The sequence below is a fragment of the Pseudarthrobacter xylosi genome, from assembly GCF_055412765.1.
In genome coordinates, this window is sequence record NZ_JBVAYT010000003.1 from 475,243 (window position 1) to 490,659 (window position 15,417).

Sequence of the window (15,417 nt, forward strand, 5' to 3'; positions counted from 1 at the left end):
TGGTTACGGTCGGTTGTCTGTGATAGGACCCACAAGCAGGTACTGCACTGACAATCCAAAACCGTGCCTGACTATCGTACAGGCCACGCGGGCCCCAGACTGTCAGGAATGAATTCGCGGCGCGTCGAAAAATTCCACCTCGAACCGGCACGACTGCCTGAATGACACGAGCATCGCTGCACGTTCATCGTCGGAGGCACTTCGGCCGGCGTCGTCGGCCAAGGTGATCGCCTCGCGGGTGGCATGTGCGAAGTCCTCGTCAGCATAGGCACGTAGCCAGTCAGCATAGGGATGCGCCGCTGGTGCACCGGCCGCCAGGAACTCCTTGTGGAGGGACTGTCCCACCTCGGCGTACAGCCAGAAGCACGGCAGCACCGCAGCCACGAGGACCGCGTAGCTGCCGGAGGTTGAGGCAGCCAGCAGGTGGTCCACATAGGACTTGGTGACAGGTCCAAGGACGGAGTCCACTGTCCTGGTGCTCAGCCATGTGCGGTGCAGTTCGGATTCGACTTCAAGGCATTGCCGGGCAGATTTTGCCCAGAACACCTGGGCGGCTTCCGTGGGCGCCAGCGCACTGGCCCGGGCAAGGACCCGCGAATAACCGTTGAGGTAGATGGCGTCCTGGGCGAGGTAATAGGCGAACTGTTCCTCAGCCAGCGTGCCGGCCGCCAGGTCGCGGATGAAATCCAGCCCGTAGATAGCCTCAAGTTCCGGCTCCGCCGCCCGCCGCAGCGTCTGTGCGAATTCGCCGGCTGCCGGAACCTGTTGCATGTGGTGGAAGTGGTTGATGGGGCCGTTGCCCGTGCCCACCTCGAGTTGGTCAGCCCCCTGCAGCGCCCCGACCAGCCAAGGCTTCACTTGCCGGAGTGTGGCTTCCCAGTCTCCCAGTCTGGCCTGGACTGTGGCCATGGCCGACGACAGCGAGCAGCCGGTGCCGTGGCTGTTGCGCGTGGGGATCCTGTCCCCGCTCACTTCCACTACCTCGTGGCCGAGCAGCCCGACGGCGTTGACCAAGGCATCCGGGCAGGCACCGCCGTCGAGATGGCCGCCCTTGACCAGGACAGTGGCACCGGTCGCGGCGGACAACCGCTGCCCCTGTCCGAGCGCAACAGGCCAGTCCCGTGCCTGCGGCTCCCCCACCAGGATGGCCAATTCGGCCAGGTTGGGGGTGATCAGGTCCGCGAGCGGGAGCAGCTCCCGCAGGGCTGCCTCGGCAGACTCCTGCAGCAGCCGGTCTCCGCTGGTGGCCACCATCACCGGATCAAGAACGACGACGGCGGGACGCACCCTTTCCAGCCAGTCACGGACCACGCCAATCACGGCGGCGTCGCCCAGCATGCCGATCTTGACCGCGTCGATGGTGATGTCGTCGCTGATGGCGCCTAGCTGCTGGCCCAGGAAGGATGCCGGGGGGACGTGAACCGCCCGGACCCCCTGCGTGTTTTGGACTGTCAGGGCGGTGATGGCCGCCATGCCATAGCCGCCAAGGGCGGCAATGCTCTTCAGATCAGCCTGGATCCCCGCGCCACCTGACGGGTCTGATCCGGCAATGGACAGCACCCGCGGGACGACACGGAGCACGGGGACGTTGGCAGACAGGCCTGGCGCCGGCTGGACCTCAACCTGGTTGGCTGAGAATTTCGACAGAGCGGCCGCGGGTGGTGCAGGAGGAAGGACAGAAGTTGAAGCCAAAAGAGACATCCCTTCGCCGGTGCTAACCGGACAGGTTCAACGGGTGTGGATCTCAGCCGGCACTCTGCGCGGCACCCCGTGTCGGTCACCAGCCTAGCGTTCCTCAGGACTTAACGCCGGACGCCCGGACGCAGCCCGTAATTCACGGGTGCGTCCGGGCGCCGTTGTGGTGGCTTGCCCTGCTGTTTGTCAGAGCTCCGAGGCCGGAACCCCTACACCCAGGATGATGGGCGCGTTCGTGGCCGCTGGTTTGTCGGCCACAGCAGCCTTGACGGGCTCCGGGGCCTTGGCGGCATGGGTGCGTCCGGCGGCAGCCGCCGGACCGGCTTCGTGATGCTCCACGGACGTCGCGTTGGCTGCACCCTGGGCACGGCTGGCACTCCGGTTCCGCCGGGGACGGCGGGCGCGGGGCTCCTCGGTGTGGTCCGAGTAATCCTTCTCCGCAACGGCTGGCTGCTGCTGACGGACTGGTTCGGCCGGCTGGCTTTCAGTTGACAGGGCCGCCGATGGCGTGCTTTCCGCTACGGGGGCCGGCTCGCCAAGGTGGGCGAAGGCCTCCGCGAGGCGGTCAAGCGTCAAAGCAGGTGCGTGCGGCTGGTCCTCGTGATGCGCCACGAACGGCAGTACCACCTGCTCGCCGCCGAACGTCAGCACAGCGGCCGGGCGGCCGTTGGAGTCCGTCTCGGGCCGCTCAGCCGGCACCGGCGCAGCGGGAGTCTGTCCCGCTGCTGCTGATGCGTGAGCAACTTCGTCGTCGTGCAGGTGCGCAGCATGGGCTGCGGCCGCAATGTTCGCAAGCGCGGCCCGCGTGGCCTCAGCCTTCGCATGGCGCTCGGCATCATTGGGTTCCGGGTGGACCGTGTGGATCTGCACCGGAGCTGCCGGCGCCGTTTCCAGCGGCTGGCCGCCACGTCCGCGGCGGCGCTTCCGGTCATTGCGGCCACCCGGCTGGCTGTCCGGGCGCTGGCTGTCCGTGCGCATGCCGTCGGTGCGCTGATCGTTGATGCGGGGTTCCTGCCGGCTGTCCACCCGCTGCACGTGGTGCTCAGCGGCTACGATGTTGGCGCGGCGGTGTTCCACGGGGTCGTCGTGGGTGACGATTCCGCGGCCTGCACAGGTTTCACACTGCTCCCCGAAGACTTCCAGGAGACCGGTGCCCATACGCTTTCGCGTCATCTGCACGAGTCCCAGCGAGGTCACTTCGGCAACCTGGTGCTTCGTCCGGTCGCGGCCCAAGCATTCCACCATACGGCGGAGAACCAGGTCGCGGTTGGATTCGAGGACCATATCGATGAAGTCGATGACGATGATGCCGCCGATGTCGCGGAGCCGGAGCTGCCGGACAACCTCTTCAGCTGCCTCAAGGTTGTTCTTCGTGACGGTTTCTTCGAGGTTGCCGCCGCTGCCGGTGAACTTGCCGGTGTTGACGTCCACCACGGTCATGGCTTCGGTGCGGTCGATGACCAGCGAGCCGCCCGAGGGCAGGAAGACCTTGCGTTCCAGGGCTTTGTGGATCTGCTCGTCGATCCGCCACGCCGCGAAGATGTCCGTGTCCTTGGTCCACTTTTCCAGGCGGCCCACGAGGTCCGGGGCAACGTAGGTGACATAGGCCTCGATGGTGTCCCAGGCCTCTTCACCGGAGACGATCAGCTTGGAGAAGTCTTCGTTGAAGACGTCACGGACCACCTTGATGGTGAGGTCAGGTTCGCCGTAGAGCAGCTCCGGGGCGAGGATCTTGGTGGACGTGGACTGGCTTTCGATGCCCTCCCATTGCGCGCGCAGCCGGTTGATGTCGTGCGTGAGCTCCTCTTCCGAGGCGCCTTCGGCAGCGGTGCGGACGATGACTCCGGCGTGCTCGGGGAGTCGGTCCTTGAGGATGCGCTTGAGGCGGTTGCGTTCGACGTCGGGCAGTTTGCGGGAAATGCCGGTCATGGAACCGCCGGGCACATACACGAGGTAGCGGCCGGGCAGCGAGATCTGGCTGGTCAGGCGTGCACCCTTGTGGCCCACGGGGTCCTTGGTGACCTGGACCAGGACGGTGTCTCCGGACTTGAGCGCGTTTTCGATCCGGCGCTGCTTGCCTTCGAGGTTAACGGCTTCCCAGTTCACTTCACCGGCGTACAGAACGGCGTTGCGGCCGCGTCCGATGTCAACAAACGCCGCTTCCATGGACGGCAGGACGTTCTGAACCTTGCCAAGGTAGACGTTGCCGATCAGGGAGTCCTGCTGGGTCTTGGAGACAAAGTGCTCGGCCAGGACGCCGTCTTCGAGGACGCCGATCTGGATTCTGTCGTCGCGCTGGCGGACGATCATCTGCCGGTCAACTGATTCACGGCGGGCGAGGAACTCGGCCTCGGTGATGACAGTGCGGCGGCGGCCGGTGTCGCGGGATTCGCGGCGGCGCTGCTTCTTGGCTTCGAGGCGGGTGGAGCCCTTGACGGACGTGACGCGGTTGTTGACCGGCGCTTCGGCGGCGGCGCGCGGTGCGCGGACGCGGGTCACCGTGTTGGGCGGGTCGTCGCCTTCCCCTCCGGTCAGTTCCAGATCCTGGTCGCCACGGCGGCGACGGCGACGACGACGGGATGTCACGCCTTCTTCGGCCTGCCCGGCGGATTCGTCATCGGTTTCTTCGGCTGCGCCGTCGTCACCTTCGCTATCGCCGTCAGCATCATTTTCGCCGGTGCGGCTACGTCCGCGGCGACCACGGCTGCGGCGCCTGCGGCGGCCGTTGGCGTCATCCGCTTCGCCGTCTTCGGCGTCGTCCTCCTCCGGCTCTTCAACCACGGCTGCAACCGGTGCGGGGCGGACCACTGTGCTGAGGTCAGGAGCCTGGAAAAGCACCGACGTGGTGGACGTCGGCTCAAGGAACAGGGAACTGAACGGGCTGGCAGGCTCAGTAGCGGCCGGCGCTTCAGCCGGTGTGGCGGCAACGTTGACGGCAGCAGCCTTGGCGGGGGCGGCGGCCGTTGCTGGCGCGGTGGCCTCAGCTGCGGCTTCCCCTGCCTCCGGGGCCGGCGTTGCTGCAGCTTCGGGGGCTGCCTGCTCCTCAGCAGCTGATTGTTCTGCGGCCGCGGGGGCGACGTCGGGGGCCGAGGTTTTGCGCGTGGCCACGCGGCGGCGTCGGACAGGTTTGGTCTCCGCTGCAGCCTCAGGGGCTGCCGCTTCGGCCGCAGGTTCGATGACGGCAGGCTCCACGACGGTCTCTGTAACGCCAGCGGCAGGTGCTTCCTGTACTTCAGCAGCGAAAGCCGGTAACGGCTCGGCGGTGTCCACCTTCTTGCGTGCGCGGGTCCGGCGAACCGGCGCCTTGGGCTCGGGCGCCGCGTCTGTCGCAGGCTCAGCCTCGGCGGCGTCATTCAGCGGCGTGGCCTCCGCAGCCTTTGGCGCTGCCTTCCGACGAGTCCGGGTAACCTTCTTGGGCGCTTCCGCAGCCACGACGGCTTCATCATTAACGGCTGGTGCTTGTTCGTTTTCCATATGTGGCAACACTCCTGCCCCTGACGTACCGCCACATCCGGCACCCATTGGGGCCCATATTGTCAAAACCCGCGGGCGTTGACAGAAGTCAAGTGGATACTCCCAGGTTCGCACCGACAGAGGGGTGCGGCAGCCCGTGGGAGCCGTCGGCTGTGTCCTGAAACCCGTTGTTCTACACGCCACAACCAGGTGCCGACCAATGGAATTGCGGGAAGCCGGATCAGAGAATCCGAAGCCTGCCCTGCTCATCATTGGCGGTCTTGAAACAAGCCACCGGACCGGAGTCCGAATGTGGGTCGGCCTCCAGCCATGTTCATTCTCTCACACCCGGGCTCAAAGACGGCGGAAGCAAGGGCAAACGGATCAGTATGTGAGGGCCCGGCTGGGTGCTGCTTCCAGCCACCGGCGTTACAATCGGGGCAAGGAGCACCCGAAGCAAAGGACGCCACACACCATGCCCAGCATTTCCTCCCACGGCACTGACACGCCGGCTGCCTCCACTGCGGCGGAGCCGTTGCCCGCCACGCCAGGGACTGTCCCGCCGATGGTACGAAACCGGCCGTTCGGCTGGCTGATGGTCATCACCGGCGCCATCGGCTGGCTGGCCTCGGGAACGCTGGTCCTGGAAAAGCTCGCGGTCCTCGAGGACCCGAATCATGTCACGGCCTGCGACGTTAATCCTTGGATCTCCTGCGGCCAGGTCATGCAGACCTGGCAGAGCTCGGCGTTCGGGTTCCCCAACATGTTCATCGGCATCGTGGCGTTCGCCATCATCATCACTGTGGGCATGGCCCTGTTGTCCGGCGCCACGTTCGCCCGCTGGTACTGGGCAGGACTCCAGGCCGGCGTCACGCTCGGCTTCGCTTTTGTGGTGTGGCTCTGGTCCCAGGCCCTTTACGACATCCACATTCTGTGCCCGTTCTGCATGATCGTCTGGGCCGCGATGATCCCGCTCTTCGTCTGGGTAACCATCCGCAACGTCGTCCACGGCATCATCCCCGTCCCGTCAGGTGCAGCACGCGTGCTGGGCGAATCAGGCTGGATCATCACGGCGTTGCTGTACGTGGCAGTCATCGCCACGATCTTTTTCGCCTTCATCCAGGTGTTTGCCGGAACCTCGGGCTTCTAACGCGGACCCTCAGCGCACCCACCAAACAGCGCGAACGTACAGTTGAGGCCCTGGTTTCCGCGGAAACCAGGGCCTCAACTGTACGTTCGCGCCATAAGGGTGGTGGTGCGGGACTTAGTCCTGGAACCAGATCTTGATTTCGCGCTCGGCCGAGTCCACGGAGTCGGAGCCGTGCACAAGGTTCTGCTGGACCTTCAGGCCCCAGTCGCGGCCGAAGTCGCCACGGATGGTGCCCGGAGCCGCAGTTGTGGGATCGGTGGTGCCGGCCAGGGAACGGAAGCCTTCAATGACGCGGTGGCCTTCGAAGATCGCGGCCACAACCGGCCCACTGAGCATAAATTCAACAAGGGGCTCGTAGAACGGCTTGCCCACGTGCTCTTCGTAGTGCTGCTCCAACAGTTCCCGGCTGGCGTCGACCTTCTTCAGTTCAGCCAGGGTATAGCCCTTGGCCTCAATGCGGCCCAGGATGACGCCGCTGAGGTTGCGGGCAACGCCGTCGGGCTTGATCAGTACCAGGGTGCGCTCAATGGTCATAGCTGCTCCAATGCGTAATGGGTGGTTTCGGGACAATTCTACGAGGCTTCCGGGGCGTCCCCGTGCGAAGCCGTCCACTCGGCCTGTTCGCGTTCGCGCTTTGCGGCCTCGGAATCGATCCTGATGCCGGTGCGGATTCCGTACCACCAGGCCAGGCCGAACAGCGCGCCAACCAGGAACATCATGGGTTCAACGATGCCCGTCAGGATCAGCACAATCTGCAGGATCCAGCCCAGTCCCACACCCCAGGGCTTGGACAGCACCGCGCAGGCCAAGATCATCACTGCGCTCAGCGCGATACCAACACCCAGGATCAGCGCTGGCGGAAACTCGCCGCGCTTCAGGCCAAAGACGGCCAACGTGGCGAAAAAGACGACAAAAGCTTCAAGCAGCAGGACGGTCGAGGCAAACATCACCTTGGTGGACCGGCGCTTCTTGGGCATTCCCGGGCGCCATTCGCGCTGCGCCTTGGTCAACTTGGCCACGGCTAGGCCTCCGTCTTTCCGAGCAGGATCCGGGCTTCGGCCACCAGGGTAATGGAACCCGTGACCAGGACGCCGCCGGAGAGGTCGTCGTTGGCTTCAGCGCGTTCCACGGCCCATTCGAGGGCGTCGTCGAGCTTCTCAGCAACGTGGATGTTGTCTTCTCCGAAGCCCATTTCGACGGCCAGTTCGGCCAGTTCGGCCGCGGGCACTGCCCTCGGCGAGTTGGACTGGGTGAAGCAGTATTCCTGGGCGATCTCGCCCAAGGATTCCTTGAGCTGGCGCAGGATCTCTTCGGCGTCCTTCTCCTTCAGGACTCCCACTACCGGCACCAGCCGGGTGAAGCTGAAGGCCTCCTGGATGGCCTCGGCCGAGACCCTGATGCCGTCCGGGTTGTGCGCCGCGTCCACGATGATGGTGGGCGCCGTGCGGACAACTTCAAGGCGGCCCGGGGACGTGACGGATGCGAAGGCTTCCTGGAGCACCTCGAAGTCAAGTTCCTTTTCGCCGCCGAAGAACGCTTCGAGGGCTGCCACCGCTACGGCCGCGTTCTGGGCCTGATGGGCGCCGTGCAGCGGCAGCAGCAGTTCCGGGTACCGGCCGGCGATGCCCTGGATGCTCACCACCTGGCCACCCACGGCAACCGTCCGGGATTCGACGCCGAACTCCACGCCTTCAAACCGGAACGGGACTGCCACTTCTTTGGCTTTCTCCAGCAGCACCTGCGCGGCATCCACGGGCTGCGAGGCGCTGATGAGGTAGCCGCCGGGCTTGATGATGCCGGCCTTCTCGTAGGCAATCTCCTCGGTGGTATCGCCCAGCAGGTCGGTGTGGTCCAGGGAGATGGGGGTGACCACCGAAACCAGGCCGTCGCCCACGTTGGTGGCATCGGTGATGCCGCCCAGACCCACCTCGATCACGGCCACGTTGACGGGCTGGTCCGCGAAGATCGCGAAGCCCAGGATGGTCAGGCACTCGAAGTACGTCAGCCGGGGCTCCCCCGCGGCGGTAAGTTCGTCGTCGACGATCTGCAGATACGGGCGGATCTCGTCCCAAATCCGGACGAACGTTGCGTCAGAGACGGGGTGGCCGTCGATGCTGATCCGTTCGGTGACCTTGGACAGATGCGGGCTGGTGTAGCGGCCGGTGCTCAGCCCGTGGGCGCGCAGCCCGGCCTCAATCATCCGGGCGGTGGAGGTCTTGCCGTTGGTGCCGGTCACATGGATGATCGGGAACGCCTTGTTGGGCTCCCCCAGTACATCCATCGCCCGGAACAGCGGTGCGAGACGTGGCTCCATCTTGTTTTCCGGTGCACGCCCCAGCAGCTCGGCGTAGACACTTTCCACGGAGAATTCGTCAGTCATGGCTCAGGCCTCTGCTTTTTCGACGGTGATGCGTGGTTCGCCTGACTCGGCCGGAACTGTGGCCAGCTCCAGGGTCAGCGTTTCGGTTTTGACCAGCTCGGCGTTGGCCAACAGGGCATCGAGCACGGTGGGAACGGCCGTAACGGTGGTCCGGATCCGGTCGCTCACGTTCAGTCCGGCGTCCTTGCGTGCCTGCTGGATCGCGCGGACCATGTCGCGTGCAGTGCCTTCGGCCTCAAGTTCGGGCGTGACCTCGGTGTTCAGGACCACGAAGCCGCCGCCCGGAAGGACAGCTACTGCTTTTCTTGCAACAGCAGTACCGCCCTCTGCCCCGGCCACCACCGTCTCCAGCGTGTACTCCTGCGGCTCCAGCTCCAGCCCGCCCGCAACAACGACTCCGTCGACACCGTCGATTGTTTGGACTGACCAGTCACCGGACTTGGAGCCCTTGATGGCCTGCTGGACGTTTTTGCCCAGGCGCGGTCCCGCGGCACGGGCGTTGACCACGAGCTTCTGCTCGATGCCGAACTCCTCCGGGGAGGCGCTCTCGGCGTCGAGCAGGCGCACGGAGCGCAGGTTCAGTTCATCGGCGACGACGGCGGCGAAGCCTCCCAGCGCATCCGCGCCGGGTGCCACAACGGTCAGTTCCTGCAGCGGCAGCCGGACGCGCAGGTTGGCGGCCTTGCGCAGCGAGGACCCCGTGGAGCAGATCTGCTGCACACGGTCCATCGCTTCCACCAGCGAAGCGTTGGCCGGGAACAGGTCCGCGTCCGGCCAGTCGGCCAGGTGCACGGAGCGGCCGCCGGTGAGGCCGCGCCAGATCTCCTCGGAGACCAGCGGCAGCAGCGAGGCGGCCACGCGGGACACGGTCTCCAGTGCCGTGTAGAGCGCATCGAACGCGTCAGCGCTTTCATCAAAGAAACGCTGGCGGCTGCGTCGGACATACCAGTTCGTGAGCATGTCCAGGTAGCTGCGCAGTTCGTCGCAGGCCCCGGAGATGTCGTAGCTGTCCAGCTGGGCGGTCATGTTCCGGACCAGGTCGCCGGTGTTGGCCAGCAGGTACTGGTCCAAGGTGTCGGCGTACCCGTCGTAGCGGAGCTTCGCGTCGTAGCCCTTCGCTTGCCCTCCAACTACGTTGGAAGCGTTTGTGTACAGCGTGAAGAAGCTGTACACGTTCCACAGCGGCAGAATGACCTGGCGGACGCCGTCGCGGATTCCCTGTTCGGTGACCACCAGGTTGCCGCCGCGCAGGATGGGGCTGGACATCAGGAACCAGCGCATGGCGTCGGAGCCGTCGCGGTCCAGGACTTCGGAGACGTCCGGGTAGTTGCGGAGGCTCTTGGACATCTTCTGCCCGTCCGAGCCGAGCACGATGCCGTGGCTGATGACGTTCCGGAAGGCCGGCCGGTCAAACAGTGCGGTGGACAGGATGTGCAGCATGTAGAACCAGCCGCGGGTCTGGCCGATGTACTCCACGATGAAGTCCGCCGGGTTGTGTGTGTCGAACCAGGCTTCGTTCTGGAACGGGTAGTGCACCTGGCCGTACGGCATGGAGCCGGAGTCGAACCAGACGTCCAGGACGTCCTCCACCCGGCGCATCACGGACTGGCCCTCTTCGGGGGTCCTGGGGTCGTCCGGGTTGGGGCGGGTCAGTTCGTCGATGAACGGCCGGTGCAGGTCAACCTGGCCGGCCTTGTTCAGCGGCAGGCGGCCGAAGTCGGCCTCGATTTCGGCCAGGGAGCCGTAGACGTCGGTGCGCGGGTACTCGGGGTCGCTGGACTGCCACACCGGGATGGGGCTGCCCCAGTAGCGGTTGCGGCTGATGGACCAGTCGCGGGCGTTGGCCAACCATTTGCCGAACTGGCCGTCCTTGACGTTCCCGGGGATCCAGTTGATCTCCTGGTTCAGTTCGGACATCCGGTCCTTGAACTTGGTGACTTCCACGTACCAGGAAGACACGGCGCGGTAGATCAGGGGGTTGCGGCAACGCCAGCAGTGCGGATAGCTGTGCTCATAGCTGGCCTGGCGGACCAGCCGGCCCTGCGCGCGCAGCACCTGGGTGATGGGTTTGTTGGCCTCAAACACCTGAAGGCCCACGATGTCGTGCAGGTCGCCGTGGCTGAACAGCGGCAAGAACTTGGCACCTTCATCCACGGACAGAACTACCGGGATACCGGCCTCTTCACAGACCTTCTGGTCGTCCTCACCGTAGGCCGGCGCCTGGTGGACGATGCCAGTGCCGTCGGTGGTGGTGACGTAGTCGGCCACGAGGAAGCGCCAGGCGTTCTGTGTCCCATATTTTTCGTCGTCGCGGAAGTCGTTCCACAGCGGCTCGTAGGACAGGCCGGCAAGTTCAGCGCCGGTGTGGGTTGCCGTCACGGCGGCTTCAGCGGAATCCACATCCTCATAGCCCAGGTCCTTGGCGTACGCCGCCAGCAGGTCGACGGCCAGCAGGAAGCTTCCGGTAACCGGGGCGTCCGGCGAAGCAGCCTTGACTCCGTTGGGTCCGGCGGGGAGCACAGCGTACGTGATGGAGGGCCCGACGGCGAGCGCCAGGTTGGTGGGCAGTGTCCAGGGCGTGGTGGTCCACGCGAGCGCCTGCACGCCGGCGAGCTGCTTCGACAGCTCCGACTCCCCTGCCGTGATGGGGAACGTCACCGTGACAGTCTGGTCCTGCCGGTTCTTGTAGACGTCGTCGTCCATGCGCAGTTCATGGTTGGACAGCGGCGTTTCGTCCTTCCAGCAGTACGGCAGCACGCGGTAGCCGTTGTAGGTCAGGCCTTTTTCGTGCAGCTGCTTGAACGCCCACAGGACCGATTCCATGTATTCGACGTTGAGCGTCTTGTAGTCGTTATCGAAGTCCACCCAGCGGGCCTGGCGGGTGACGTAGCTCTTCCACTCATCGGCGTACTTCATCACGGAGGCACGGCAGGCGTCGTTGAACTTGTCGATGCCCATGGTCTCGATCTGGGTCTTGTCCGTCATGCCCAGCTGCTTCATGGCTTCCAGCTCAGCCGGCAGGCCGTGGGTGTCCCAGCCGAAGCGGCGTTCCACCCGGCGGCCGCGCTGGGTCTGGTAGCGGCCCACGAGGTCCTTGGCGTACCCGGTTAGGAGGTGGCCGTAGTGCGGCAGGCCGTTGGCGAAGGGAGGACCGTCATAGAAGACGAATTCGTTGCTGCCGGGCTGCCCGCCGGGGGCGTCGGCGCTGCGCTGGTCGATGCTGGCCTGGAAGGTGCCGTCCTGGTCCCAGTACTTCAGGATGCGCTCCTCGATCTCCGGGAACTTCACGGAGTGGGAGACACCGGTGGCAGCGCCGCTCGAAACGGCAGCCGAAGGGGAGGCTGAGGCTTTGGGGTAATACGTCATTCTCGACATCCTGGGTTGAGCTGGTGAACCATTCAGCCACTGCTGACTGGTTCCGTTCAGGATGCGAGGACGGCTGGTGCGCTGTCCTGGGACTGCACGCTGACCGCGGTACCACCTCACTTACCGGCACCCCACCACGCTCCGTGGGGAGCTAATGTTGCGCCGGCCGCTCATTACTGCTGTGACGGGCTTACCCGTCCGGTTCTAGTAACACCGGCTGCCAGATCCCTGGTGGTCAGTGCGTTCTTCCGGAAGCTCACCGGTGATCGCCGGGTCGTAGCCATATTGAGTCTACTATCGCCTGCCCGTCTACCGCCATTCCCTCACACGCGCGCCCGACCCCGGCGCCGGAACCAATTTGGGGACCAAGTTGAGGACTCGCGGCAGATTTCGGGCGCCAAGTCATTGGACGATGCGTGCCTTCCCCGAATAATGACCCATATGCAGACGGCCGGTATGCGCGGGCAGGACAAAGGGTTCCGGCGCGTAAGCGCATGGTTCTGCTGGGCTGCTGCGGCAATCCTGTGCCTGCCGGGCACTGCGCTGGTAGTCCTGCGTTGGATCCCGTGGGACGTTGGCACTCCGTGGATCCAGCTGCTGTCCCTGTTTCCCGCCAGCGTGCTGCCCACAGCGACAGCATGTGGGATAGCAATCGTTGCCGTGTGCCTGGATCCCCGGCCCACCCGGACTATCCTCGCCGCACTTGTGACAGCGGTACTGCTGCTGCAGCTGATGGTGGTCGCGCCGCGCGTTATGTCAGCCGGAGGAGCAACGACGGATCTTCAGGCTACAGCGCCGGCTGACTCCCCCGGCACCGGCCGGACGGTGACGGTGATGGCCCTCAATGTGGGCTCAATGGGAGTTGATGCCGTCGCGCTGCTTTCGCTGGCCCGCGCCAGGAACATCGACATCCTGGCCCTGCCGGAGCTTGCCCCGCCAGGGCTGGAAGCCCTCGAGGCTGCTGGGCTGGCCGCACACTTCCCGTACCGTTCGCTGGACGTCGACTGGGCAGGCACAGGCAGTGCAATCCTTTCCCGGTTTCCGCTGGACTCCTCCGCACGGGTACCGGAAAGCAGTTTTTACCAAAGCAGGGCCGAGGCGGCCATTCCCGGGACATCCGGTGGCATCCACGTGACGGCCGTCCACATAGACTCGCCCCGGCCGGGGCATACACCGTTTTGGCGGAAAGAACTCCGGCAGCTGGGAGATCTCCAGCGGGCGCTGCCCGGTTCGCCGGCCATCCTGCTGGGCGATTTCAATGCCGGCCACGACCACCGCGAGTTCCGGGAGCTTCTGGCCACCGGGCTTAAGGATGCAGCCCAAGCGGCCGGAAAGGGCTTGGCACCAACTTGGCCGTCCGAATCCAGCATCCCGCCGTTCGTAGCGCTGGACCATGTCCTCGTAACCCCCAACATCGAGGTCAGGGCCTTTGCGACCATCACTGTTCCCGGCACCGACCACTCCGCCGTCGTTGCAGAGCTCGCGGTTCCCTGATAACTGCCTAGCTCCCGCCAAACAGGCACGGCTGTGCCTAGACTCGGAACCATGACCTCTGCCCACGGCTTTCTCAGCATTGCCTGCCGCTGGCTGGCGTTCTTGGCTGTCCTGCCTGTCCTGGTACTGTCCGTGTTCCGGGCGATTCCGGCCGACTGGCCGGTGCTCGCGGTCCAGCTGCTGTCCTTCACCCCGTGGCTGGCTGTGCCCGCTGCGCTGGCCACAATCCTGGCCATTATGGGAGGGAGCAGGTGGCAACAGGCGTCCGCCGGAGCCCTTCTGCTGTGCCAGATCTTCTGGCTCTTCCCGTTCGATGCGGCGCGCCCTGCAGCCGCTGCTGGCGCCGCGGTCAGCGCTGGAGCCACGGTGGAACTAACGGCGATGAACATCAACTCGGAGTTCGGCGAGGCGGACGCGGCCCGCATCGTGCAACTGGTCAAGGACAACCGCGTAGGCCTGCTGACGGTGCAGGAGCATTCACAGGCCTTGGAGGACCGGCTGAGCACCGAGGGCCTGGACAGGCTCCTGCCCCACCGGATCAGTGATCCCACGGATGACGGTGCCGGCAGCGCGGTGTACTCCAGTTATCCCCTCGAACTGGTGGGCATCCTCCCGGACACGCCGTTCCGGATGCCAACCGTGCGGCTTACAGCCACCACCGGCGGATCTGCAGCTGTCCTGGAAGTCACGAACGTCCATGCGCTGCCGCCGGTTGATGTCAGGGTTGACCAGTGGCGCAGCGACCTAGCGGCCGTGGGTCGGCTGGCGGAACGTCCCGGCAACAGGCTGTTGATCGGCGACTTCAACGCCACCTATGACCACGCCGAGTTCCGGGCGCTGCTTGCCGCGGCCCCCGACGGTGCGGAACTGGTTGACGTGGGGATGGCGTCAGGATCCCGGCTGGTGCCCACCTGGCCGATGGAGGGCCCGCGGCTGCCCGGGATCGCCATCGACCACCTGGTGACCACGCCGCAGGTGGGGAGCACCGGATACCAGGTCCAGCGGGTGCCGGGCACGGACCACGCGGCTGTCCTGGCCACGCTCGCCATCCCTGCAGGCTAAGCGACCGTCCCCTTCCGGATCAGCTTGTGGGTGGCGGCCTGGGCAACCGGCCGGATTACAATCTGGTCCAGGTTGACGTGGTGCGGCGCGCTGACGGCGTAGCGCACCACGTCTGCCACGTCTTCCGCAGTCAGGGGCTTCTCCACGCCTTGGTAGATCTTCTCAGCAGCGCCCTTGTCGCCCAGCCGGTTGAGCGCGAACTCGTCGGTGCGAACCAGTCCGGGGGCTACCTCGATGACGCGGATGTTGTGCTCCGCCTCTTCCAGCCGGAGGGCGCCGGTCACCGCGTGTTGGGCAAACTTGGCGGCGTTGTAGCCGCCGCCGCCCTCGTAGGCCACGAGTCCGGCGGTCGACGTCAGGTTCAGGACAGTTCCCTCGCCGTTGGCGCGAAGCATCGGCAGGAACGCCCGGGTGAGCTTCATGGTGCCGATGACGTTGACCCGGAACATCCATTCCCAGTCCTCGGTGTTGGCAGCGCCCACCAGGTCAGCGCCGCGAGCCCCGCCGGCGATGTTGATGAGCGTCCCCACACCGCCCGCCTCAGTGACGCGGGCAAGCAGCCGGGCGACGTCGTCGTCCTCGGCGATGTCAGCAGGAATCCCGACGGCGCCTGTTTCAGCTTCCAGCGCGGCCAGCCGTTCGGCGCGGCGCGCCACAGCGAACACAGTCCAGCCTTCCGCCCGCAATGCCCGCACGGTGGCCTCGCCGATGCCGGTGCTGGCGCCGGTAACAACGGCCGCCCTGTTCTGGAGTGAATCGCTTGGTGAAGCCTGGCCTGATGCTGTCGCGTTGCGTGAATCCTCAGTCATGGCACCAC

At 65.5% G+C, this 15,417-nt stretch carries 10 protein-coding genes and 1 riboswitch; of the genes, 3 read left to right on the forward strand and 7 right to left on the reverse strand.

Translation table 11 applies throughout. The annotated features are described in order from the left end of the window. Positions 1–102: 102 nt before the first annotated feature. Both thiD and ACZY1F_RS09785 read right to left on the reverse strand, forming a co-directional pair. Positions 103–1,701, reverse strand: a complete 1,599-nt coding sequence (gene thiD, locus ACZY1F_RS09780) for a bifunctional hydroxymethylpyrimidine kinase/phosphomethylpyrimidine kinase (protein WP_463941514.1) — start codon at positions 1,699–1,701, stop codon at positions 103–105. Beyond that, positions 1,684–1,781, reverse strand: a riboswitch (TPP riboswitch). (Overlaps the previous gene by 18 nt.) A 100-nt stretch (positions 1,782–1,881) precedes the next feature. Beyond that, positions 1,882–5,169, reverse strand: a complete 3,288-nt coding sequence (locus ACZY1F_RS09785) for an Rne/Rng family ribonuclease (protein ID WP_463941515.1) — start codon at positions 5,167–5,169, stop codon at positions 1,882–1,884. A 454-nt stretch (positions 5,170–5,623) separates the two neighbouring features. Here ACZY1F_RS09785 and ACZY1F_RS09790 point away from each other — a divergent pair, with 454 nt between their 5' ends. Continuing rightward, on the forward strand, positions 5,624–6,298 hold the full coding sequence (locus ACZY1F_RS09790; protein ID WP_463941516.1) for a vitamin K epoxide reductase family protein: 675 nt from the start codon (positions 5,624–5,626) through the stop codon (positions 6,296–6,298). Between the two features lie 114 nt (positions 6,299–6,412). Here ACZY1F_RS09790 and ndk read toward each other — a convergent pair whose 3' ends face one another. From ndk to ileS, 4 genes are read right to left on the reverse strand one after another with little or no spacing between them, the layout of a single operon-like run. Beyond that, positions 6,413–6,832, reverse strand: a complete 420-nt coding sequence (ndk, locus tag ACZY1F_RS09795) for a nucleoside-diphosphate kinase (RefSeq protein WP_463941517.1) — start codon at positions 6,830–6,832, stop codon at positions 6,413–6,415. A gap of 38 nt (positions 6,833–6,870) precedes the next feature. Continuing rightward, a complete protein-coding gene (locus ACZY1F_RS09800) occupies positions 6,871–7,317 on the reverse strand; it encodes a DUF4233 domain-containing protein (RefSeq protein WP_463941518.1) in 447 nt (148 codons plus the stop codon). Between the two features lie 2 nt (positions 7,318–7,319). Next, complete coding sequence (locus ACZY1F_RS09805; protein ID WP_463941519.1) at positions 7,320–8,678, reverse strand: bifunctional folylpolyglutamate synthase/dihydrofolate synthase; 1,359 nt, start codon at positions 8,676–8,678, stop codon at positions 7,320–7,322. A gap of 3 nt (positions 8,679–8,681) precedes the next feature. After that, complete coding sequence (gene ileS, locus ACZY1F_RS09810; protein ID WP_463941520.1) at positions 8,682–12,044, reverse strand: isoleucine--tRNA ligase; 3,363 nt, start codon at positions 12,042–12,044, stop codon at positions 8,682–8,684. 441 nt (positions 12,045–12,485) lie between these two features. Between ileS and ACZY1F_RS09815 the strand changes: the two genes are divergently transcribed. Both ACZY1F_RS09815 and ACZY1F_RS09820 read left to right on the forward strand, forming a co-directional pair. Further along, positions 12,486–13,538, forward strand: coding sequence for an endonuclease/exonuclease/phosphatase family protein (locus ACZY1F_RS09815; protein WP_463941521.1), 1,053 nt, complete (start codon positions 12,486–12,488; stop codon positions 13,536–13,538). Between the two features lie 51 nt (positions 13,539–13,589). Continuing rightward, complete coding sequence (locus ACZY1F_RS09820) at positions 13,590–14,600, forward strand: endonuclease/exonuclease/phosphatase family protein (RefSeq protein ID WP_463941522.1); 1,011 nt, start codon at positions 13,590–13,592, stop codon at positions 14,598–14,600. Here the strand turns inward: ACZY1F_RS09820 and ACZY1F_RS09825 are convergent. Then, positions 14,597–15,409 (reverse strand): SDR family oxidoreductase, encoded by an 813-nt coding sequence (locus ACZY1F_RS09825; RefSeq protein WP_463941523.1) that lies wholly within the window; start codon positions 15,407–15,409, stop codon positions 14,597–14,599. The genes ACZY1F_RS09820 and ACZY1F_RS09825 overlap by 4 nt on opposite strands. Positions 15,410–15,417 lie beyond the last annotated feature (8 nt).